Source organism: Gleimia europaea ACS-120-V-Col10b, from assembly GCF_000411155.1.
Taxonomy (GTDB): domain Bacteria; phylum Actinomycetota; class Actinomycetes; order Actinomycetales; family Actinomycetaceae; genus Gleimia; species Gleimia europaea_B.
Map to the genome: position 1 here is coordinate 1,274,815 of NZ_KE150266.1, position 23,099 is coordinate 1,297,913.

Consider the following 23,099-nt stretch of genomic DNA (forward strand, 5'->3'; position numbering starts at 1 on the left):
CAGTTCAAATGAACTGTCCCACCACTCGATTAAGCTTCACGGAACTCGTTTACTTCTTCAGCTGGCGTTCCTTCTCCAGCTCATTTTCATAAGCGGGAAGATCCAGCAGACCATTACCGGACAGGCCAATCACAACAACCTCGCCATCGCGCGCCTGGCCAGACTTGATGTAGTTCAACGCGCCCGCAACAGCGTGCGTAGACTCCGGAGCCGGAATGATACCCTCCGCGCGAGCAAACTCCAGGCCCGCAGCGAACGTCTCATGCTCACCAACCGCAATCGAATCAAGCAAGCCCAGCGCCTTAGCGTGAGACACCATCGGGCTCATACCGTGGTAGCGCAAACCACCAGCATGAATCGACGGCGGCACAAAATCATGCCCTAGCGTGTACATCTTCATGAGCGGTGTCATGCCAGCCACGTCACCAAAGTCGTAGCGGAACTCGCCCTGAGTCATCGACGGGCAAGCCTGCGGCTCACAAGCAACCACCCTCGTGGTCTTCCCATCGCGCAAGTTCTCACCCAGGAACGGGAACGACAGGCCAGCCAAGTTTGAACCGCCACCGGCGCAACCAAACACCACGTCAGCCTGCTCTTCGCCGGCCTCACGCAACTGCTCGATCGCCTCCAGACCAATCACCGTCTGATGCAGCATCACATGGTTCAAAGCTGAACCGAGCGCATAGTGAGCTCTATCCGACTTCAGAGCAACCTCCACGGCCTCGGAAATCGCCATGCCAAGCGAACCCGTAGTGTCCGGATCCTGCTCCAAAATCTTGCGACCCGCCTCCGTGAGCGTAGACGGCGACGGATGACACGTGCCGCCATACGCCTCCATCTGCATGCGACGATACGGTTTCGCGTCAAACGAGGAGCGAACTTGGAACACCTCGCACTCAAGCCCAAACATCGCGCAAGCCATCGCCAAAGAAGCACCCCACTGGCCGGCACCAGTCTCGGTGGTGAGCTTCTTCGTGCCCTCAAGCGCGTTGAAATACGCCTGCGCAACCGCCGAGTTCGGCTTATGCGAACCAGCGGGAGACACGCCCTCGTACTTGTAATAAATCTTCACCTTCGTATCGAGCGCCTGCTCTAACCTACGCGCACGAACCAAAGGCGACGGACGCCAGCTCGCATACACCTCGCGAACAGCCTGTGGAATCTCGATCCATCGTTCGGTGGAAAACTCTTGTTCCACCAACGCTTTGGAAAACAGAGGATGCATTTCCTCCGGCTTAAGTTCCTCACGAGTTTGCGGATTCAAATGCGGAGCCATCGGCTCCGGAAAATCAGCAGTGAGGTTGTACCAATGCGTGGGGACTTTCGACGGAACTGCAAACTCGAGCGCGTCAGTAAGCGCATGTTTTTCTACCAATTTCATCCCCTTTACTCAAGATAAAGCTGTCCTCGCAAGGCATTTCCCAGCGAGCGGCAACAATGCCGCCTTCAACATTACGCACCACGCAATGAACAAGACGACACGTTCCAAAGGATGATATTACGAGTGGCGAAAATTAGCGAAGAATGCCAAGGGCCCGCGCCCGGTGCACAAGCTCGAAGCCGTCCTCACCAACCACCACTGGAATCGTGGGATCGAGTGGTTCAATCAGTGCGTCAAGCCTCTCGCGCGGATCTGGCGCGCCGTGATTCAAAACCTGCTCGGTTGTGGTCAAACTGCGAATAAAAATCGCCTGCACGTTCTGCGGATGCTCGCGGGCGAACTCCGTATAAATCGACGGGTCATGCTGGCCATCATCACCAACCAGCACCCACTTCACCCACGGGAACATTTCGGCCAGCTCACGCAACTGCGAACGCTTATGCTCGCGCCCCGAACGGAACCAACCCGTTTGCGACGGCCCCCAATCCGTCATCAGCGGCGTGCCGGTGGGGAAGTTTGACCGGAACAAGAAGCGCCGCAAACTAGGCGCCACATTCCACGCTCCCGTAGACAGGTAAACCGTGGGTACCGGCAGTGTACCCACGCGGCCCTGCGACGTTTGCATGTGCGAAATCGCCTGCAACAACTCCGCCATTCCCGGCACGGCTTGGCGCGAGGACACGTACGTGAAAAACGCGTTCTTCGCCGCCACTAGCGGACGCGGCAACCACGACACCATCACCGTGTCATCCACATCCGAGACGAGGCCAACTTGCTCCCGCTTTGAAACCACGCGCACCGGTACCGCAATGGGCCTCGACGCGCGCACCCGCTTCTCGCCGCGCGCCACCTCATCTGGCTTCAGCGCCTGCAACGTAGCCGCATGCCAGCCCGGCTCCAACCCGTGATCTTCCACCACAAGATCCACATAGCCGCCCCGATCCGTATAAACCAACAGCTTACGGCTACCAACCGTCACCAGCACCGGCGCAAAGGGCACCTGCGCGTCCACAAACTGGCGCCACCCGCGCTCACCGCGCATATGAGCCGTCGTGTTCGTATCATCGCCCTCATCGACGCCAATAGCGTCTTTAACAACCTCGCCAAACGCTACAGGCAGACTACTTGCTGCCCGCGAATGGAGCTGATACCAGCTAGGCAACCCGTGGCGGTTAGCCCAAACCTCGTACTTCTCTTCAAAATACGTGGGCGCCATCAACGCTCTTCCAATGATCCGCACACGCTGCGTATTACCGAACCCGCCATACGCGATCATTTCTGGACGCCACCCCAAATCTGACAGCGTCCGCGCTACCTGGGTGTTAAATGAGTCTTCCAGCCGAGTGACAGCAGTTAAAAGCACGCCCTCAGTCTATCGACTTTCGCGGCCCGCGCTTCCACAAACCCCCAAGACCCATGCGGCGCGAACGCACCTGCACCGGAATCCGCGCCCGCTTCTTATGCGACGTGGCCCGCAACGCCGGAATCGCAATCACAGAGACCGTGACCATGACCCACGCGAAACCAATCGCCGTGTGGAAACCACCCACATGCCCGCTGTGGTCAACCACCCGACCAGCCAGGGCAGAACCCAACGAAACACCCACATTCATCGCCGTGGACATCCACGTGAGGCCCTCCGTCAAACGCCGTGGCGGAACCGCTCTCTGCACCATCGCAGTTACGTTAATCATCGTGGGCGAGATGGAGAAACCCGTGAGGAACAAAATGATGCCGAGTCCGATTATTGACCGCGCAAAATACGTGAGGCTCACGCCCACCGCCAGCAGGAAAACGCCACCGACAAACAACTTCCACAAAGGAATCGACGTTGACCTCGCGCCGTAAAGAATTCCGGCCAACATCGAGCCGAACGCGAACACGCCTAGCAGAACGCCGGCCATTGCTTTTTGGCCCACCGACTCGGTAAACGCAACCACCGAAATGTCGATCGAGCCGAACATCGCGCCCGCACCTACATACACCAGAGCCAACGCAATCATCACCGGCTGGGCCATGACGGAACCCTTTGGCATTTGGGTGCTCGAGGTAGAAATTGGCGGCTCTGTTGCCCGTTGCGACATCAGCCAGAACCCTCCGGAAAGCGCGAGAACCAGAGCCAAAATCATGCCTGCAACCGGATTAACGTTAGCTGAAAGTACCGTTGCTAGGATCGGGCCGATCATAAACACGACCTCGTCCAGCGTTGCCTCCATCGAAAACGCCGTGTGCAATTGCGCCGGACTTTTCACCGCCACCGTCCAACGCGAGCGCACCATTGAACCCAGCGAACCCGAAGTGGCGCCAGATATTGCAGTAAACACGTACAAATACGCCACCGGTGCGTGCAATGCCGCCGCCACGATCAAACCCAACAAGCTCGTAGAAGATACCGAAACCAGTGGCATCATCACGCGCGCCTGCCCAAAGCGGTCAACCAAACGCGCCACAAACGGGGCGCAAACCGCGAACGCAATAATGTTGGTTGCCGCCACCTGGCCCGCCAACGTGTACGAACCATACAGTGTTGAAATCATCAAAATCTGCGAAATTCCCACAATCGACATGGGGAAACGAGCAATCAAACCCGCCAGCGAAAACTTTAACGCCCCCGGAATCGACAAAATTTCGCGGTAAGAACTCAACACAAATGCAGTCTACGGCAAAGCAGCCCGGCAACGACCCCGCAGGATTCAAAAGACGACGAAAAACACGTTCCGGGCACGCGCCAAAGACACATACCCGGAACTACACCCAACCGAACGCGCTCGCAAACACGCCGAGCTGCCCGGCACTCACTCCACGAGGTTTAAGCTAGAGCCTCCTTCACGACCTCTTTTGCCTCTTCTAAAACCTCTTGCAAGTGATCCTCACCCTTGAAAGACTCCGCGTAAATCTTGTACACGTCCTCCGTGCCAGAAGGGCGGGCCGCGAACCACGCGTTCTTCGTAGTCACCTTCAAACCGCCAATAGCGTTGCCATCGCCAGGAGCGTTCACCAAACGAGCCGTGATTTCTTCGCCCGCAAGCTCCTGCGCCGCCACGTCCTCAGGCGCCAACTTAGCCAGCTTCGCCTTTTCTTCACGCGTAGCCGCATTGTCAATGCGCGAGTATGCGGACGCGCCGAAACGCTCCACCTGCTCCTGATGCAACTGCGACGGAGTCTTACCCGTTACCGCGATAATCTCCGCAGCCAACAGGCACAGCAAAATGCCGTCCTTATCCGTGGTCCAAACCGTGCCGTCCTTGCGCAGGAACGAAGCGCCCGCAGACTCCTCGCCACCAAAACCGATGGTGCCGTTCATGAGGCCCGACACGAAATACTTAAACCCAACCGGAACCTCAATCAGCTTGCGGCCCATGCTTTCAACTACACGGTCAATCAGAGCGGACGACACCAGCGTCTTACCCACCGCCGTGTCCTTGCCCCAACCCGGACGGTGCGTGAACAAGTACTCGATCGCAACCGCCAAATAATGGTTCGGGTTCATCAGGCCATCTGGCGTCACAATGCCATGCCTATCCGAATCCGCATCATTACCCGTAGCAACATCAAACGGAGTTTTCCCCGAAGCGTCCGGCTTCATCCGCTCACGAACCGACGCCATCGCGTACGGAGACGAGCAGTCCATACGGATCTTCCCATCCCAATCCAACGTCATAAACCGCCACGTCGGATCCACCTTTGGGTTAATCACCGTCAGATCCAGCCCGTAACGCTCCGAAATCGCCGCCCAATAATCCACAGACGCGCCGCCCAGCGGATCCGCGCCGATGCGAACCCCGGCCTCACGAATCGCGTCAATGTCGATCACGTTTTCCAGATCGTCAACGTACTTCTTCAAGTAGTTGTAGTGATGCACGTGCGGGTTTTCCAGCAGGCCCTGCGAACGAGCGCGCTTTACCTTAGACCAGCCGTCGGCCAAAATCTCGTTAGCACGATTCGCAATCCAGCCGGTTGCATCCGAATCTGCCGGGCCACCGCTTGGAGGATTGTACTTAAAACCACCATCACGAGGCGGATTGTGCGACGGCGTAACCACAATGCCGTCAGCCAACCCCGGGCCGGACGTGCGCAATCCCGCAGGAGAGCCCGCGCCGTTAGCTACGAGAATCGCGTGCGAAACCGCCGGGGTGGGCGTATACGAACCGCGCGAATCAACCTGTACATCCACGCCATTTGCTACCAGCACCTCAAGCGCCGACCTCCAAGCCGGCTCCGACAGCGCGTGCGTATCGCGACCAATAAACAAAGGACCGTCAAAACCCTGACTTGCGCGGTACTCCACAATCGCCTGCGTCGTTGCAACGATATGCGCCTCATTAAACGCGCCATCTAGCGATGAACCACGGTGCCCGGACGTGCCAAACACGACCTTCTGCGCAGGGTTATTTACATCGGGCTCAATCTCGTAATAGGCGGATAGAACCTCATCAACATTAATCAAATCTTCTGGTTTAGCCAGTTGGCCAGCTCTCTCATGCATACCTATAAGTGTGGCATGTGTCACTGAAATTTTCATCCTTGTCCCAGCAGATAAACAACACCTTTGCCACCCGCTTTGTTTATTGGCTTTACGCCGGTAATTTTGGGCTAGATCAAAACCGTTCCCCACACTAGGAGGCCAAAATGGGAAAGAAATCCCGCCGTAAGAAAGTAGCGCCCGGAAAACCGATCCGTCCCATCATCGCGCATGTAGCGCGTCCCTTTGAAGGCATGGACGCCGAAGCCGACCTCGTTGCCATGCGTGAAATCATCCCCGCCGCCACCCTCGCAGCAAAGACCACGGAAGAATACGGATCCGAACCCTTCCTGTTTGCCTCCATCCTTCCCAACGCCGTTCCCGCCCTCGTTCGCGAAGACGGGCAGATCCTCATCGGCCTGCAAACCCGCTCCTCCAGCCGCGACATTGGCCACGACCTCGGCGTTGCCCTCAAAGCCGCCTTGGAGCGCAAAACCAAAATCCAGCAGGGCGAAGCCGAATACGGCCCCGTGCCGGTAGACGTGCGCAACGCCGGCCCGCGCATCCCCGACATGATCGCGAGCACCCAACCCATGCAGCTACAAAACGACCTCGGATACTGGATCGCTGACGGCCAGCGCGACGAAGAAGTTGAAGCTGCCATCGCGCAAACCTCCGCCGAACTCATTGCCACGCGCGCCATCCCCGGCGTGACCAACACCTACTGGCACGACATGGGTAAACACTTTGTGCGCTGGATCCGCCTCGAAGATGAAGACAAACTCTTCACCGCCCTGGCCCGCCTGCAAGCCGCTGGTGAACTCACCCTTGCCGGCGCGCACTTCATTGGCGCATTCCGCGCCCTCGGCCTGTCCATCCCCGTATTCGAATTTGAAAACGAAGTAGACCCAGACGCGCTCACCGAACCCGTTGCGGAACTTGAACGCAAACTCGAAGCCGCGCTCGCGGCTACCAAGCCGCTAACCGAGGACGAAAAGCGCGCCCGCGCCGGCCTCGTCTCCCGCCAAGTTTCCCTATAAGAAGCGGCTAAACCAGGGGACGGGAACGGACTAAACTAGACGTATGAGCAACTCCGATCCCGTCCCCACAGCCAGCCGCGTCAGCGAATCACTCAAACAACAACCCGAAAAGCACAAAGTTGCCGTCATCATTCCCGCCCGCGATGAAGCGCGCCGCATTTCCCACACTGTGCGCGCATGCCGGGCGCTACCAGGTGTTGACCTCCTCATCGTCGTAGACGACGGATCTGAAGACAACACCGGTGATCACGCACGCCAAGCCGGCGCCGTCGTAGTGAGACACTCCGTGACCCGGGGGAAAGCCTCTGCCCTCGAAACCGGAGTTAAAGTTGCCGCCATGCGCGACCTTGCCAAAGGCCTACCCCGGCACCTGCTCTTCCTTGACGCCGATCTGGGGGAAAGCGCGCTAGAAGCTACCTCCCTCATCGACGCTGTGCAACGCGGAATATGTGACTGCGCTATCGCCACGCTACCCAAACAAAAAGGAGCGGGCGGGCACGGATTTGTAGTTGGGCGCGCCCGCAAATCAATTCGGCGCGCCACCGGCTGGCACGCCAACGCGCCACTGTCAGGGCAGCGTTGCATCACTCGCAAAGCCGTCAACGACATCATGCCCTTCGCCCCCGGCTGGGGCGTGGAAGTGGCCATGACCATTGACCTTCTGGTCAAGGGCTACACCGTGCAAGAAATCCCCTGCGACTTCACACACCGCGCCACCGCCAACGACCTCATGGGGTACATGCACCGGGCCGACCAGTTCAAAGACGTTTGGAAAGCCACCGCGCTGCGCCGCATCCACCGCCACCGCATCCCCGTTCGCGAGCGGGTGCAAGCCGCTATGCATCAAACTGCGGGCTCTCCGTACAATGCGTACGTGACATTTGCAGACGACGAGCAAGAATAGACACCAGCGCAGGCGCCGCAATCGCCACGGTGTCTACCACTATCAGTAGGCCCGAATCATTAATCGGCACCGCCACCAGCGCGCCCACCGCGATACCCGCCGCCACTGCGGCTAAGCCCGGGGGAGTCGCTTCACGTAGGGCTTCGAGGTGCGGGTTGGGGGTGAATGTTAGCTTTTCGGTGTCCTCGCGGGGTTTGAACAGCTTGCGAGCAAAGCGCGCCGCAACCACTGCGAGAATCACCGCCACGATCACTGCCGCCACAATCAGCGGATGGCCTGCGAACGTGGCCGCCATATCTCGCGCCTTGTCCGCTACCAAAGTGAGCGTTTCCGGCGAACCAAAATTCTTCCAGAACAGTCCGATGTGCGAGGGCGAAGCCGACCGTGCATCCAAGGCTCCCGCAAACACCATTGCCGCAGCGCTCAACAAAACCCACCAGGCAACGTGCTTCCACTGCGGGCGGATACCGCGCACCAACAAATACGCAATCCCGAACCCGGCGATAATGCCCGCAGGCCCTCCAAAATCAGCGCCCCAAAACGGCAACGCATCAATCGCCAGCACGCTCACGCCCATGGCGGCAACTCCGCGCGCCGCCTCCTGCCTCTTATGCGGAAAACGATCCGCAATCCACGGCAGTGTGGCTATCAACGCCGCCGACAACAAGATCACGTAGGAGCGGTTCGAAACGCCGTAAAAACGCCGGGATACAAGCGTCATCGACCCGAAGAAACCATCGCGCTGCAAATGCGTTCCCGACACGATATCCACCGCCACCAACAGCACAGTCAGCGCGGCGAGAACCGCTACCGGCTGATTAGACGAACGCACCAACGCCACAAGCACCGCCGCAATGGCAAAGACCAGCAGAATCGGTAGCACCGGATGAGTGGAAAGCCGCCACCACGGAAGCAGATTTGCAATCATCGCCGCTGGAATCACCGCGAAAGCCAACGCGTTCCACACCGCGATATTGCGCCAAATCCACGCCGGCGCCTGGCTCTTGGCCGGCCTGCGCACAAAATGCAACACGCCAGCTAACACGCCAATCGCAAGAAACGCGCCCCACGCAACAAAAAATGGCGTCAACGAACTTCGCGCCGCCAACGCGTGGGTAGCCTCATCCGCCAACTGGGCGTGCGCGGCCGACACCGACATGGGCTGCACCTGGAGGGGCTCGCCCGCAACCAAATCACGCACATCACCCAACGTTGCCAAACCAGCCGAACGAGTCGCGGACGAGTAGAACAGGCCGGTGGTAGCTGTTTCTGGGACAGACGCGGGGCTGGTTGTTACGGCTTCGGCGCCGGTGGAGTTTGCGTTTGATGTCGTGCCGGTGACGGTTGCGTCAGTCACGGCGCCGAACTGGAGCGCCGGGCCGGGCGCAGTGCGGCCAACGGAGGCAAGCACCACCCGCACCTGGCCGGGATGCTGCTGCTCAAACTGCGCGTAAGCCGCCAAAACCGCCTCAATTCGCGCGTTCACCTGATCCGCTGACAACCCCGTAGGGCCGGCTGGGGCGGTCGCATCAGCGTTGTTTGAGTCAGCAATGTTAGCCATGCCGTTATTCGCGTCAGTAGCATTCATGCCCGCGTCAACCCACCCGGCATCAACAAACACATTCCCCGGCGATTCGCGAAGAGTACGCAACGCAACAGCGCCCAACTCGTCTGCGCTGCCCGGCGCCGGCAACCAACTGGCCACCTCGCCGCTCTGGCTCGCTAGAACCAGAGCGGCACCAGGACCAACCCCAACGCCCGCAGCCGGCTGTGCCGGCCACTTCACGCCCCGAGTTATCTGCTCAAAACCCTGCACCTTCGCCCTGCCGGGCGTGCCTGGCTCGCCCTCAAAAATCACATCCAAAGACGGCCTGCAAGCGCCACCGTGGCTTTGTCTGCCCTCATAATCAATCGCATTTCCAGGCGTGCGAATCGACATCCACCCGTCCACGGGACACGTATCCGGACTTGCCGTACGCGTATGCAGATTCATCACTACGGCGCCGTGGTCCTCCAGCGCGCTCAACACGCCTGGAGACACGTTAGCCGCCTCAAGCCCCGCAACGCCCACAAACAGCGTTCGCACCGGCTCATCCGCCACCGCAAACGGAGACGTCATCAAAAACGCGAGCGTGAAAGCCGTAACAAACCTCAAAAAACGCACCAAAACCACCTGAAAATAAACAAGAACAAAACTAACTGTATAAGGTGAAAGCCGAGAAAAGGAGGCGCCGTGCACACCCACACCAACACGCCAAGTCCGCAAACGAAGCCATTCAAAATCGCGTTCCTCGGCCCATTCGGCACATTCACCGAACAAGCCCTGTGGCAAATCGCGCCCAAAAACACCGAAGCAGTGCCGTGCACATCCGTGCCGCAGGCGCTCGACCTCGTTCGCAACGGGCAGGCAGACCGCGCCGTCGTACCCATCGAAAACTCCATCGAAGGAGGTGTCAACGCGACCATCGACTCGCTCTCACACGGATCCCCCCTCGTTATCGAAGCTGAAATGGTAGTCGAGGTATCCTTTGAACTCGCCATTAAACCCACCGCCGACGGGGCCGAGCCCAATATTCAACGCATCGGCACTCACCCCCACGCGTGGGCGCAATGCCGCAAATGGGTAGCCGCCAACTACCCCAACGCCGTACACGTGCCGGCCACCTCCACGGCCGCCGCCGCGCGCCTCATCGCCGAAGAAGACAACCCCGGCTTTGACGCCGCCCTGTGTGCCAAAACTTCCGTTGCCCGCTACGGCCTGCGCTCCCTGTACTCCAACGTGGCAGACAACCGGGGTGCAGTCACGCGCTTCGTACTAGTTGCGCCCCTCGGCAACGTGCCACCAGCCACCGGCGCAGACAAAACCACCGTGCAAGTGCGCCTCCCCGACAACGAGGCTGGCGCTCTGCTCTCAATGCTCGAACAATTTGCCGCGCGCGGCGTCAACCTTTCCCGCATCGAATCGCGACCGGCCGGAGGCCCCCTTGGCTCCTACGAATTCTCCATCGACATTGAAGGCCACATCAGCGAAGAACGCGTAGCTGCCGCCCTCATCGGCCTGCACCGCACCTGCCCGCAAGTGCGCTTCATCGGCTCCTACCCGCGTGTTGACGGACAGCGTCCAACCATTCGAGCCGGCACCCATGACGAAGACTTCGTCAACGCAAGAGCCTGGATTGCCGGCCTCATGAACGGCACCACCAACTAGACGCGCAAAAACGAGCTTGCCAGCTTGCGATTGCGTTCCAAGCGGGCGGTCTCACGGCGCGTACGTTCTGCCAGTACGGCCGCAATAAACTCCTCGTCGCCAACCCCCGGTGGCGGGCCCGGAAACACGTACTCGCGCAACTCACCCGCGATTCCCGTCAACAGTCGGGCGTGAGACTGTTGCTCAAACTGCTCCCCGCGCATTAACAACGAGCGAGCATTGCGCGCCAGTTCGGGCGGTAACCTACGCAGATCAGCACTTTGAATCCACGAGGGGGTGGCGGGCAACTCATGGGCGCGAACAATCGCGTCAGCGCGCTTACTCGCCGCCTCTACCGCGCGCGCACCAACCCGCTCCTTAATCACCACTGTGCCCGCAGCTAAATCACCCAAACGCCGATTCTTCGGATCAATCAACGCGGTAGCTGCGGCAAGACCGCCCAGCGTCACCCAAATCTCAACCAGACCGATCATCGCTCGAATCGCCGCGTGCTGCATCCCAACGCGACGCAAATCCGAACGTACAACCCGCGTGCCAACCACAAAACGGCCCACAGACTTCCCGTTCGTCGCCGTCTCAATCAACATCGGACCCAAGAAAACAGCGAAAACAATCAACAAGACGAACAGTGCCTCTTGAGCTGCGCTAGTATCCGAAAACATCATCTCAAACTGGGCAACAGCCACCCAAATCAAAACGATAACCGATAACCCCACGTCTATGAGGGCCGACAGCATGCGCAAACCAATACCTGCAGGCACCACATCCAGTGCCACGCCCTCACCAGTTGTAACCGTCATCGCCTGACTATTCATGACACAAACGATACCTTCTAGTAATCTTGGCGCATGGATTTGGACGCATTCGTCAGCGCAAACAAAAACACGTGGGCCAGGCTTAGAGTGCTTGTAAACAAGCCCGTACTGGCCCCAGACGAAGCTCGCGAACTCATCGACCTCTATCGCAGTACGTCCACCCACCTGTCCATGATTCGAACAGGAGCGCCAGACCCGCAACTCGTCAAAGAGCTTTCTGCCCTCCTCATTCGGGCACGTGGAAAAATGGTGGGGAAGAACCGGAGAATCCTCACTTCTATAACCGAATTCTTCACTACCACCTACCCTGCTGCCCTCTACCGGTTTCGCGCCTGGTGGATCAGCGCCGGTGTTCTCTCCATCATCTTCTGCTTCGCCGTCGGCTGGTGGATCTACGCGCACCCCGAACTTCATGAACAGCTCGGATCGTCCTCGTCAATCCTGCAATACGTGCAAGAAGATTTCGAAAAGTACTATACGAAAGATCCCAGCGCGGACTTCACAATGCTCGTGTGGTCAAACAACTGGTACGTGGCTGCACTGACGCTCGCATACGGAATCACCGTGATTGGTGCTGTGCAAATTCTGATAAGCAACATGGCGAGCCTCGCGATTGCCGGAGCGCTCATGACGTTTCACGGGTACGGCGTAACTTTCTGGACGCTGATCCTGCCGCACGGCTTGCTAGAACTGACCTCTATCTTCGTATCCGCTGGCACCGGTCTAGGCCTGTTCTGGGCCATAATCCAGCCCGGCTCGCGCACGCGCCTAGAATCTTTCGTTCGCACCGGACATCAGGCCGTGCACGTGCTGTTTGGCCTCATCCTCACACTCTTCATTGCTGGCTTCACTGAAGGTTTTGTTACCGCCTCCAAAGCGCCTTGGCAGGTGCAGGTCGGATTCGGTGTACTCATCTGGGTTGCGTTCCTCATCTACGCCCTCGTTCTGGGAAAAAAGAAGCAAGCCTTGGCTGAAGCTCGTCTGAAACTGCCCGAACAAGTGGCGGTGGAGTGAGCCGGAACGTCTACTTACAGCAGGCCGCGCGCCTTCAAATTCAAGTAGTGGTCCACAACCGCCATTGACAGTTTTGCGGGCGGGGCTTCAACCACCGTGATGCCTGCGGCTGCGAGGGCCTGGGCGGCCTTTTCTCGTTCGGCGCGGGAAAACTCTGTGGCGGCCACAAAGTACGGGTCTTTCGTTTCAGTAGCCTCGTCTACTTCGTGAAGTTGCGGATCCGAGGCGTGCGCAATCACTACGCGCGTGTGCTTTGCAAGGTTCAACAAAGCGGGCAGCAAAGATTCTTCCAGCACAGTCACGTCAAGCGCAATGAACAGAACTACCAGCGACATCTTGTTGCCAAAACTTGTCAGCTTGCCGGCGACTTCCATCCAATTCGCCTCAACCAAAGCGGGGTAAAGAGGTGCCATCGCGGAAGAAAGTTCGCCCAACACGGTGGAGCGAGACGGGCGGATCACTTGCGCCCTCACGTCCGCATCAGCGGCGATCATGCTGACCGAATCGCCGGCCTTAGCGGTCACAGCACTAAGTAGGAGGGCGGCGTCCAGGTTCACGTCCAAGCGCGTTTGATCTCCTAGCCGTTGTGCGCTCATACGCGAAGTGTCTATAACCATCACGATGTGACGGTCGCGTTCTGGCCTCCACGTGCGGACAATAACATCTTTGGAGCGTGCGGTTGCGCGCCAATCAATAGAGCGCTGATCGTCGCCGTCCACCCATTCGCGCAGGGAATCGAACTCGGTGCCCTGCCCGCGCGCGCGGGCAAGAATCTGCCCGGTCATCTGTTGCAGTTTTGCGAGGGCGCCGGGCAGAAGCTCCTTAGAGGGGAACTCGGGGAGCACGCGTATAGTGCCGGGAAGGTCAAACGTGGTTTGAATGGCGGCCAGGCCGAGCGGGCCCCACGAACGCACGGTAACCGCATCGGCTTTCAGGATGCCTCGCCGGGTGGGTAGTAGCTCGGTAGCAAAATCTGTGGATTGGCCGGGGGAAAGTTTGAACTTGTGCCGGTTCTTAGTGGCCCCGGCGCTAGGTTGCCACGCGTCACGCAACACTGCGCGCATGGTTCGGTTTGCCCCGGTCACATGAATCACTGAAACGGAGCGTTCGTTGACACGAACTGTTTTCGGCATCTGCCTGGTGATCTGAAGCTGTCGGGGTGAGGGGGCTAAAATCGCGTCAACGAGCGTGAGGATGAAGACGAATAGCAGCCAGGTTGCGAGGGTTCCCGGGGTGGGTGAAAGCACGATCGGGATTATCCCGATCGCGATAAGTGCCGCAACCTTACTGGAAATCGTCATCGCGGTACCGCGATTGAGTCCATGACGGTTTGGAGGACGGAGGCGGCCTCCACGCCCTCCAGTTCAGCTTCGGGTCGAAGCATGAGCCGGTGCGTAATGGTTGCGGGAGCCATTTGCTTCACATCATCGGGGGTGACGAAGTCGCGCCCAGACAGCCACGCCCAGGCCCTGGAGGTGGCTAGTAGCGCAATAGCGCCACGGGGGGACAGGCCCAGAGACAGGGAGGGAGCAACTCGCGTTGCCCGCGCGATATCCACGATGTATTTCTCCACTTGGGGGTGGACTTCGACTGCGGCGACGGCGCGGATAGCGGCCTCAATGTCTGAAGCGGAGGCGACGGGAGTGATGCCAGCAGCGTCCAGGTTAGACGCGTCAAAGCCCTTCACGTGACGGTTCAGGATCTCGGTTTCTTCCTCGTAACTGGGAAGACTCACCTGGACTTTCAGCATGAACCGGTCCAGCTGAGCTTCGGGCAGAGGGTAGGTGCCTTCGTACTCGATGGGGTTTTGCGTGGCTGCAACCATGAACGGGGTGGGTAGCGGTTTAGATTCACCATCAACTGATACTTGGCGTTCCGCCATGGCTTCAAGTAGTGCCGCCTGGGTTTTTGGCGGCGTGCGGTTGATTTCGTCTGCGAGTAGCAGGTTGGTGAACACGGGGCCTTCGCGGAACTTGAACTGCGAGGTCTCGCGGTCATATAGCAGCGATCCGGTGAGGTCACCAGGCATGAGGTCAGGGGTGAACTGCACGCGCTTGGTGTCAATGGACAGTGATTTCGCCAGGGCTCGCACGAGCAGGGTTTTGGCGGTGCCCGGCACCCCTTCAAGTAGCACGTGTCCGCGCGTGAGGAGGCCGATGACGAGGCCGGCTACAGCGCCGTCAGATCCAACAACGGCTTTGGCAACTTCTGCGCGTACGCGCAGTAGGGCTTCCCTGGCATCTTGCTCGGTCATGAGACCTCCTGAATGAGCTGGTCGATTTTGTGTGATCGTTGGGTGAGTTCTTTTTCGGTTGAAACCTCTGCGTCGTACAGCAGGGCGTGTAGTTCGCTAGTTGGCTTGTTGAGTTTGGCGGCTAGAGTGTTGGTGAGTTCTTCTTCGCTGGCCCGCGCGGGCAGGTAGAGGGCGCGCCGTAGTTTGCGACGGGCGCGCGATTGGATGAGGGCCATTGCCCAGCTGGCGTGTTTGCCTTCGCGGGCAAGGCTGGCGCGCGCCTGTTCAATTTCGCTGGCGCTGATAATGACGGGCAGAGGTTCTCGAGCGAGCGGGCCGAGCCTCCTGCCTTTCGCGATCATGAGGGCGAAGGCGGCAAACAGTAGGGTCACGCCCGCCCAAAACACCCACGGGGGGAGGAGTTGCCAGAGTTTCGCATTTGCGGGTGACTGCTGTTGGATGCTTGGCCGCTCGTAGTAGAACACGGCTTTGGGGTGGGCTCCGTACAGGGTGAGGGCAAGGGCAGCGTTGTTTAGGCTTTGCACGTTGGCGTTGGTAAACGCTGACCGGTCGGAGATGAGGATGTATTCCGGGTCGTCTGTGGCGGGCCAGATGCTGAGCAAACTACCGGAGTCACTACGGAAGCATTGAATTACGCCAGGTGTTTGGTGCTCTCGCACGATGGTGACGGAGGCGTTTTTCGCCTTGCCGATGTAGGGCAGACACTCGCTACTAGTTTCGGTGACACCTGGCGCTACCACGCCGTTGGTGTAGCTGTCGATGTCGAGGCCGAATTCTTTGAGTTGGTAGTCTTGCATGCCAACTAGGATCACTCGCCCGGCCTGTTGCGCTTTGGTTTTGAGTGCGTCGGAGATGTCCATCCAGTCCAGGCCATCATCCAGAAATACGAGCGTGGTGTCGCGGTCAACGGGCCCAATTTCGCTGTCCTTGTAGGCGATGGTGGTCTGTATCCCCTGCTTTTTGAGCACTTGAATGACGGCCTTGTTGCCGCTACGTTTGGGTGATTCGGGTTCGTAGTCCTTGTAATCGCCCTGGGTGTTCGCCCCTTTGGCGGTGACCACGAGGACGAGCAGGACAAAGATCAGGATTAGCGGTAGCCACGTTTTGCTGAAAGTTTTGAACGTCATTCCGCGCGCAGTTGCGTTCATGAGCTCACCTGCGCACTTAGTCGTTTTTGGATTTCGTCGTCGAGGGCGAGCATGGCTTCCACGTCTTGCGTGGTGACGGTGCCAATGGTTTCCAGCCGGTAGGTGGCGACGTCGAATTTGGATGCGCACCGGGCAACGTCGTATTTGAGGGCGGGATATTCACGGGTGATGAGGCGGGTGATTTCTCCGGTGGTGCGTCCGGGAGCCGCAGTGGCGTCGAGTCGCACAATGATGGCTCTAAACCCCGCTTTGAGTGCTTCGGTGGGGTCTGTGTTCTTGAGGTCGAGGGCGCGGCGGCGATGTTCATTAGCGCTTAGAGAGGTGAGCGCTTGGGTTGCGCTAACCGTCTTCTGTTCGCGCCCAACCCGGGCGTATATGCCCACGATGAGGGCGATAATGACAACGGCGATGATTACAAGAAGCATCCAGTTGAAGGTGCCTTCTGCGGTGCGGAATACGGTTGTTCCGATTCTTTGGAGGAGCCAGTTGAGGACGCCCTGCACGCTTTGGCCTTCGAGGTACTCATTTTTGCTGAGTTCGCGGCGCAGTAGCTCGCGCGCCTCGTCCGGTGTGGGTTCGAGGGCGAGCGCTACGTGTGCAACGAGCGTGTTCAAGTTAGAGTGCTTCCGTTTGCCTGCTGCGCGCTAGGTCGATGTCGTAGCCTTCTTTGCGGATGCGCGTGTCTACGTACATGAGGGTGAGGGCGTAAACGGAAAGGGGCGTGATCAGCAAGACGATTAGCGCGGTGGAAATAGCGGTGATTAGGGCCAGTAGTGTGGTTGACTCGAAAAATATGACCAGCCCGCTGATAACACCAAAGATGGCGCTAAATGCGATAGCGATCGCGAGCATGGCTAGGCCCATTAGTAGTGACGTGCCAAGTAGTGGCCAGAAGCGTTCGCGCGTTAGTTTCCACGAGCGTGATAGTGCGGGCCGCACTTTTTGGCCTTCGACGAGGATGATGGGGAATGCGAACATGAAGCGAATGGCAATCAAGTAGAACGCGATTTGCAGAACTACTGAGATTGCAAAGAACCAGACGAGGGATACAAGTCCGGGTTCGATGAAGAGTAGGGGCACGCCGATTGATGCGGCTGTGATCAGCGGTGGGATGAGGAAAGCTATTACGGCTAGGAGGGCGTAGCTTCCCCGGTTTCCGCGAGTGAGTTCAACAGTTTGTTGCGCGCTGATTTTGCGGCCGAGGACGCCCTCCATCGCTACGAAGATGAGGGGCGCTGTTGCGAGTAATACTACGATGTTCGCAAGGCCTTGGCCGGAGAAAGCGGTGTAGTCGGTAAAGATGTCCCAGGGGTTGCGCGTAGCCAGCATGTCCAGATCGGTGAATGCGGATTGCACGAGGTATTCGATGAGGAATACGAACAGCGCCATGATGGAACTGATCGCGAAGGATGCGCGCGGGTTGAAGCGGAATGTGGCAAATGAGGCGGAGACGATTTCGGAGGCCGTTTGGGGGCGCAAAATCATGGTGCCGGGCTTGATTACGGGCTGGCGGTAGGGGGACGGCGCGTAACCGGGCCCGTAACCCTGGTTTGGCTGGCCGTACCCGGGCGCGCCATACCCCGATGCCGCGTATTTCGGCGCACCGTACCCAGACGCGCCATACCCGGGAGTCCCGGTTCCTGGAGCCTCGTACCCCGGCGCCTCAGTCCTGGGCGCTTCATATTCTGGCCCCTCGTTTCTTGGCGCCTCGGTTTCGGGTTGCTTGGTGACCTTTGGCTCGGACTGGTTGTTGCCGGGGAAGCTCGGTGACTGCCACGGGCGGTTCGGGTTTTCGTTGGCCATGAATCCTCGCAGGTGTTTAGGGGCTCAGTAGATCGAAAATTTGCTATCCTTTTCGGATTCTAAGGGCTTTGCGGTCAACGCGCACTCGCATTTCACGCGCGTTGCCAAGCGGATCTCCGTCCACTTGGATGGGATGGGCGTCTTTGACGAGGCTGTGAGCAGTGGCGGCTTGGATGAAGTCGAGCCGTCCGGACGTGCCGGGAAGAACGTGGTTCTTGATGCCCAGTCCTTGTGCGGCGATTTTGGTGAAAAGGTCGGCCCAGCCCACGAGGCCGTCGCTGGTTTCTAGGGTTGCCACGTCAAGCATGCCGTCGTTGAGTTCCGCATCGGGCGCGAGCACCACGCCAAGCATTAGTGACGAGCAGTTCGCAAATAGGATGGAGCGGCTGTTGATAACGTATTTGCGGCCCGTGTCCAGTTCTAAAAATGTCCTCATTTTCGGGGCGGTGAGGGCCTTCGCCCCGGCAACTACGTAGGCGCCCCACCCCACGCGGCTTTTGAGGGTGGAGTTAGTTTCGGACATCATTTGCCCGTCCCAGCCTTGGCCAGCAATGACAATGAACGCGTATTCGTCTTCGCTTGGCGGGTTAAATCCGCGTTGTTCGAGGAACTTTTTGTGCTGCTTGGTGATGTGCGTGCCTTCGGGGAGCGCCTCGGGTTCGCCTTCGAAACCGCTCACTTTCATCCATGCGATGTCGATTTCATCTTCGAGGCCAAAGAACGCAATATCGATGGCTTCTTGAATGTTGTCGGCGGGTACCTGCAGGTTGCGTGAGAGGAGGTTGCCGGTGCCGTACGGCAGGATTGCCATGGGCGTGCCGGTGCCGGCCAGGCCGGCTGCCACGGCGCGGACTGTGCCGTCTCCTCCGGCGGCGAGCACGAGACTGGCTCCGGCTGCTACGGCCTGCGTGGCTTGCAGGGTTCCTGGTTGCTTCGGGGTGGTTTCAAGCCACACGGGTTCGTTTAACCCTGCTTGCGCGGCCGCGATGGTCACCATTTTTCGCAGGGCGTGCACTTTCGCAACTTTTGCGGGGTTGTAGATGACATACGGAGTTTGAGTTTTAGCGGCCAAGACTCCCACCTCCGATCTAAAAGATTCAAGATAAACATTACCGGATCCACAAATCGGATGGTTTTTGTTTTTCTGGATGTGGATTTCGTGGAAAACGGGCGGCTATGTGACCGGGTTCAATCGTCGCGGTAGGCTTGGAGCATGATTGATCTTAAAGCTCTGAGGGAAGATCCGCAGCCGGCTCGCGATTCGCAGATTGCGCGCGGTGGCGATCCCAGTCTTGTTGATGAAATTTTGCAGGCTGATGAGGCTCGTCGCGCAGCACTTCATGATTTCGAGGCCGCGCGCGCGGAGCAAAAGGCTGTGTCCCGCTCGATTGGCAAGGCTGCGGTGGAGGACCGAGAGAAGGTTTTGGCACACGCGAAGGAGCTTGCGGCTTCGGTGAAGTCGTTGGAGGCGCAGGCCAATGAGGCGCGCGAGAGGGCGGAGCGCCTGGTTTGGTCAATGCCGAACATCGTGATTGAGGGAGTGCCGGCGGGCGGCGAAGACTCATTTGAGGTTTTGCGTTTCGAGGGCGGACAGCCGCGCGATTTCGCGGCTGAGGGTTTTGAGCCGAAGGATCATTTGGAGATCGCTGAGGGCCTGCGCGCTATCGACATGAAGCGCGGCGCGAAAGTTTCTGGCGCTCGTTTTTACTACATGACGGGCGTTGGCGCGCAGTTGGAGCTGGCGCTTTTGCGCATGGCGATGGATCAGGCAGTGGAGGCCGGTTTCATCCCGATGATGACGCCCACGCTGGTCACTCCGGAAATCATGGGTGGCACGGGCTTTTTGAACGAGCATTCCGACGAGATCTACTACCTGCCAGCCGATGACCTGTACCTGACGGGCACGTCCGAGGTGGCGCTCGCGGGCTACCACAAGGATGAGATTATTGACGTGGATTCCCCCAAGCGCTACCTGGGTTGGTCCACGTGTTACCGCCGTGAGGCCGGTTCAGCCGGCAAGGATACGCGCGGCATTATTCGCGTGCACCAGTTCAATAAGGCGGAGATGTTCGCGTTTGTCACTGCGGATGAGGCCGAAGCAGAGCACGCGCGTTTTCTCGCGTGGGAAGAGCAGATGCTTGCCAAGGTTGAGCTTCCTTACCGCGTGATCGATACGGCGGCTGGGGATCTCGGCACTTCGGCGGCCCGCAAGTTTGACTGCGAGGCCTGGTTGCCCACACAAAACCGCTGGATGGAAGTCACTTCGACGTCTAACTGCACCACGTTCCAAGCGCGTCGCCTGAATATTCGCGAGCGCACTGAGGCGGGCACGCAAACTGTTGCAACGATTAACGGCACGCTAGCTACAACTCGCTGGATTGTGGCGATTTTAGAAAACCACCAGAATGAGGATGGTTCGGTTACGGTTCCGGCAGCTTTGCGCCCGTACATGAGTGGGAGGCAGAAGTTGGAGCCTGTAGTTGGCTAAATCTCTCCTCACGCCTCCGCCAACAACGTTGGCGCCGATCCCGTTTGAGGATTTAGTGCAGCAGGCCAGTGCGGCCCTCCCGGATTCTTTGGAGCAAACCGGGCCGGGCATGCTGGTTGCCCTTGATATTGATGGCACGTTGCTCACGGCCGACGGGGCTTCGCCGGCTGTTTTGGACACCATCGAGCGTTTGCAATGCGTGGGCGTGAATGTGGTGATTGCGACGGGACGCGGTGTTGGCGCCACTTTGCCGGTGCTTAGCGAGGTGGGGATCCATGATGGCTGGGCGGTGGTGTCCAATGGCGCGATCGTTATGCGTATCGAGGATGGGCAGTACGAGGTGGTGTTTAAACGCTACTTCGATCCGAGCCCGCTGATCGACCAGGTTACCCAGCATTTGCCCGAGGCGATTTTAGCGGTTGAGGATGACTCCATGTACTACCGGGTTTCACGTGAGTTTCCACCCCGAGAGTTGATCGAGGAGTTCCGGATTGATGATCTGGAAGGATTGAAGTCCAAGCCGGTTACGAAGCTGGTTGTACGCATGCCGGGCATGAGTGTTGCGGATTTTGAGGCTCGTGTAAACGAGCTGGACATGTTGAACCTCTCCTATGCGATTGGTTGGACCGCGTGGATGGATGTGAATGCGCCTGACACAACCAAGGCGAGTAGTCTTGAGTGGTTGCGAGGCGAGTTGGATGTTCCGTTCACCGGCAGTGTTGCGGTTGGTGATGGCACGAACGACATGGCGATGCTGCGGTGGGCGCATCACTCGGTGGCGATGGCTGGGGCTATCGAGCAGGTGCGCGAGTGCGCTAACGCGGTTACCGGCCCGGTTGAATACGACGGGGCGGCCGCGGTGATGGAGGCGTTGCTTAGAAGAGCCGCCGGCAACAAAAACGGTTCGCTAATGTAGACGAGCGCGCAATCGGGCATGCAAAAACGTGCGCCTGTTGGTTACAAAACGGTCACATATGCATGTTTGTGAGCCGAACCGGTTGCATGGATCACGCTTATCGCGTTTGGTTGTAGTTATGGACGATCTGGAAAGCAGGTCAAGGGCAAGCGTATGCGATTTCGTATCGCGTGCGAGGTCGCGGTTTGTCGGTCCCAATTGATTAACACTGGAGGTTTAGATGCGTTCATCGCGCATGATTTCGACAAAGAAAACTCGATGGAGCGTTCTTGCAGCCGGCGCTGCGGCTACAGCAATGTTGCTGTCCGCATGTGGTGGCGGTGGTGACATCAGCGGCGGTTCTTCCAGCGAAGCTGGCGGCGATACCGACTGTTCCGCATTTGAGGAGTACGGCCACTTCGATGGCGAGTCTGTTTCGCTATTCTCATCCATCCGTGAGGTTGAGGCCGATCAGCTTCAGCAGACGTTCGATAAGTTCACCGAGTGCACGGGCATTGAGGTCCAGCATAACGGTGTGGGCGAGTTTGAATCCCAGGTTGTTGTCCAGGTTGAGGGCGGTAATGCTCCTGACCTAGCGATCTTCCCCCAACCGGGCCTGCTGGAGCGCATGATTAAGGACGGTCACGTTATTCCGGCTCCTGCAGAGGTGGAGAAGAACGTTGACAAGGGCTGGTCTGAAGATTGGAAGGCTTACGGCACGGTTGATGGTAAGTTCTACGCCGCGCCGCTCATGGCTTCCGTGAAGTCCTTCGTGTGGTACTCGCCGTCCATGTTCAAGGAAGGCGGCTACGAGGTTCCTCAGACCTGGCAGGAGCTTCTCGACTTGACTGAGAAGATTGCTAAGGATCACGAGGGTGAGGATGTGAAGCCCTGGTGTGCGGGCATCGAGTCCGGTGGTGCTACCGGCTGGCCGGCAACCGACTGGGTTGAGGATCTAGTTCTGCGTTCGGCTGGTGCTGATGTTTACGATAAGTGGGTTTCTCACTATATTGCGTTCAACGATCCGGCTATCGAGAAGGCAACCGAAGAGGTTGGCAAGATTCTGCGCGATGACCGCTACGTAAACGGTGGTATTGGTGACGCTCGCTCGATCGCTACCACCTCGTTCAATGATGGTGGTCTGCCGATCCTTGAGGGCCAGTGCTACATGTACCGCATGGCTTCGTTCTACGAGGCGCAGTGGCCGGAAGGCACCGACGTTTCTGAAAACGGCGACGTGTTCGCTTTCTACCTGCCGGGCATGACTACGGACGAGAAGCCGCTTTTGACCGGTGGCGAGTTTGTGGGTGCGTTCAATGACCGCGATGCAACGAAGGCGGTGCAGGCTTACATGTCCTCGAGCTTGTGGGCAAACACTCGTGTTGAGATTGGTGGCGTGACCTCCGCAAACAAGGGTGTTGACCCCTCGCTCGCAACGTCTGACATTCTGCGTCTAGCAATGGAACTGTTGCAGGATAAGGATGCGGTGGCTCGTTTCGATGGCTCTGACCTAATGCCTTCTGAGGTGGGTGCAGGCTCCTTCTGGACTGCAATGACTCAGTGGCTGAATGGTGAGAAGGACATCCCGACTGTCCTTGGAGAAATCGAAGCTTCTTGGCCAACTAAGTAACAGGTGCTAAGCATCTGATTTTCAAGAGCGGGGCGTACTAGCTACGTCCCGCTTTTG

General features: G+C 58.5%; 19 protein-coding genes. 7 read left to right on the forward strand and 12 right to left on the reverse strand.

The window, feature by feature from the left end; genetic code table 11:
* Window positions 1-49: 49 nt before the first annotated feature.
* The 4 genes from HMPREF9238_RS05800 to pgm form a co-directional block, all read right to left on the reverse strand.
* Window positions 50-1,381: a TrpB-like pyridoxal phosphate-dependent enzyme gene (locus HMPREF9238_RS05800; protein ID WP_016444521.1), complete on the reverse strand. Its 1,332-nt coding sequence runs from the start codon at window positions 1,379-1,381 to the stop codon at window positions 50-52.
* Window positions 1,382-1,514: 133 nt separating this feature from the next.
* The gene (locus tag HMPREF9238_RS05805; protein WP_040316504.1) at window positions 1,515-2,744 is read right to left on the reverse strand and encodes an App1 family protein phosphatidate phosphatase; all 1,230 of its coding nucleotides are present in this window, start codon (window positions 2,742-2,744) and stop codon (window positions 1,515-1,517) included.
* Window positions 2,745-2,748: 4 nt separating this feature from the next.
* Entirely contained in the window at window positions 2,749-4,029 is a 1,281-nt protein-coding gene (locus tag HMPREF9238_RS05810) for an MFS transporter (protein ID WP_016444523.1), read from the reverse strand.
* Between the two features lie 161 nt (window positions 4,030-4,190).
* Entirely contained in the window at window positions 4,191-5,867 is a 1,677-nt protein-coding gene (gene pgm / locus HMPREF9238_RS05815; RefSeq protein ID WP_040316505.1) for a phosphoglucomutase (alpha-D-glucose-1,6-bisphosphate-dependent), read from the reverse strand.
* A gap of 143 nt (window positions 5,868-6,010) precedes the next feature.
* On the opposite strand from pgm, the gene HMPREF9238_RS05820 reads away from it, so the two are divergent.
* A complete protein-coding gene (locus tag HMPREF9238_RS05820) occupies window positions 6,011-6,883 on the forward strand; it encodes a DUF5926 family protein (protein ID WP_016444525.1) in 873 nt (290 codons plus the stop codon).
* A gap of 43 nt (window positions 6,884-6,926) precedes the next feature.
* Window positions 6,927-7,787 (forward strand): glycosyltransferase family 2 protein, encoded by an 861-nt coding sequence (locus HMPREF9238_RS05825; RefSeq protein WP_016444526.1) that lies wholly within the window; start codon window positions 6,927-6,929, stop codon window positions 7,785-7,787.
* On the opposite strand, the gene HMPREF9238_RS05830 is transcribed toward HMPREF9238_RS05825, so the two are convergent.
* Window positions 7,720-9,951, reverse strand: a complete 2,232-nt coding sequence (locus tag HMPREF9238_RS05830; RefSeq protein WP_016444527.1) for a hypothetical protein — start codon at window positions 9,949-9,951, stop codon at window positions 7,720-7,722. The genes HMPREF9238_RS05825 and HMPREF9238_RS05830 overlap by 68 nt on opposite strands.
* Window positions 9,952-10,020: 69 nt before the next feature.
* Between HMPREF9238_RS05830 and pheA the strand changes: the two genes are divergently transcribed.
* On the forward strand, window positions 10,021-10,995 hold the full coding sequence (gene pheA, locus HMPREF9238_RS05835) for a prephenate dehydratase (RefSeq protein WP_016444528.1): 975 nt from the start codon (window positions 10,021-10,023) through the stop codon (window positions 10,993-10,995).
* Here pheA and HMPREF9238_RS05840 read toward each other — a convergent pair.
* Window positions 10,992-11,810 (reverse strand): RDD family protein, encoded by an 819-nt coding sequence (locus tag HMPREF9238_RS05840; RefSeq protein ID WP_016444529.1) that lies wholly within the window; start codon window positions 11,808-11,810, stop codon window positions 10,992-10,994. The two genes, pheA and HMPREF9238_RS05840, sit on opposite strands and share 4 nt — an antisense overlap.
* A 33-nt stretch (window positions 11,811-11,843) precedes the next feature.
* On the opposite strand from HMPREF9238_RS05840, the gene HMPREF9238_RS05845 reads away from it, so the two are divergent.
* Window positions 11,844-12,824 (forward strand): stage II sporulation protein M, encoded by a 981-nt coding sequence (locus tag HMPREF9238_RS05845; protein WP_016444530.1) that lies wholly within the window; start codon window positions 11,844-11,846, stop codon window positions 12,822-12,824.
* Between the two features lie 14 nt (window positions 12,825-12,838).
* Here HMPREF9238_RS05845 and HMPREF9238_RS05850 read toward each other — a convergent pair whose 3' ends face one another.
* The 6 genes from HMPREF9238_RS05850 to HMPREF9238_RS05875 are packed head-to-tail and all read right to left on the reverse strand — an operon-like array spanning window position 12,839 to window position 19,101.
* Window positions 12,839-14,125: a DUF58 domain-containing protein gene (locus HMPREF9238_RS05850; protein WP_016444531.1), complete on the reverse strand. Its 1,287-nt coding sequence runs from the start codon at window positions 14,123-14,125 to the stop codon at window positions 12,839-12,841.
* Complete coding sequence (locus HMPREF9238_RS05855; protein ID WP_016444532.1) at window positions 14,122-15,078, reverse strand: AAA family ATPase; 957 nt, start codon at window positions 15,076-15,078, stop codon at window positions 14,122-14,124. Before HMPREF9238_RS05855 ends, HMPREF9238_RS05850 begins: the two co-directional genes overlap by 4 nt.
* Window positions 15,075-16,226: a DUF4350 domain-containing protein gene (locus tag HMPREF9238_RS05860; RefSeq protein WP_016444533.1), complete on the reverse strand. Its 1,152-nt coding sequence runs from the start codon at window positions 16,224-16,226 to the stop codon at window positions 15,075-15,077. Before HMPREF9238_RS05860 ends, HMPREF9238_RS05855 begins: the two co-directional genes overlap by 4 nt.
* Entirely contained in the window at window positions 16,223-16,840 is a 618-nt protein-coding gene (locus tag HMPREF9238_RS05865) for a hypothetical protein (protein ID WP_016444534.1), read from the reverse strand. The genes HMPREF9238_RS05860 and HMPREF9238_RS05865 overlap by 4 nt, the downstream gene beginning before the upstream one ends.
* Window position 16,841: 1 nt before the next feature.
* Complete coding sequence (locus tag HMPREF9238_RS05870) at window positions 16,842-18,029, reverse strand: glycerophosphoryl diester phosphodiesterase membrane domain-containing protein (protein ID WP_016444535.1); 1,188 nt, start codon at window positions 18,027-18,029, stop codon at window positions 16,842-16,844.
* Window positions 18,030-18,072: 43 nt separating this feature from the next.
* Window positions 18,073-19,101, reverse strand: a complete 1,029-nt coding sequence (locus HMPREF9238_RS05875; RefSeq protein ID WP_016444536.1) for a diacylglycerol/lipid kinase family protein — start codon at window positions 19,099-19,101, stop codon at window positions 18,073-18,075.
* Window positions 19,102-19,242: 141 nt separating this feature from the next.
* Between HMPREF9238_RS05875 and serS the strand changes: the two genes are divergently transcribed.
* From serS to HMPREF9238_RS05890, 3 genes are all read left to right on the forward strand, one after another.
* Entirely contained in the window at window positions 19,243-20,517 is a 1,275-nt protein-coding gene (serS, locus tag HMPREF9238_RS05880; RefSeq protein ID WP_016444537.1) for a serine--tRNA ligase, read from the forward strand.
* On the forward strand, window positions 20,510-21,433 hold the full coding sequence (locus HMPREF9238_RS05885; protein WP_016444538.1) for an HAD-IIB family hydrolase: 924 nt from the start codon (window positions 20,510-20,512) through the stop codon (window positions 21,431-21,433). Before serS ends, HMPREF9238_RS05885 begins: the two co-directional genes overlap by 8 nt.
* A gap of 220 nt (window positions 21,434-21,653) precedes the next feature.
* The gene (locus tag HMPREF9238_RS05890; protein ID WP_016444539.1) at window positions 21,654-23,042 is read left to right on the forward strand and encodes an ABC transporter substrate-binding protein; all 1,389 of its coding nucleotides are present in this window, start codon (window positions 21,654-21,656) and stop codon (window positions 23,040-23,042) included.
* The last annotated feature ends 57 nt before the right edge of the window (window positions 23,043-23,099 follow it).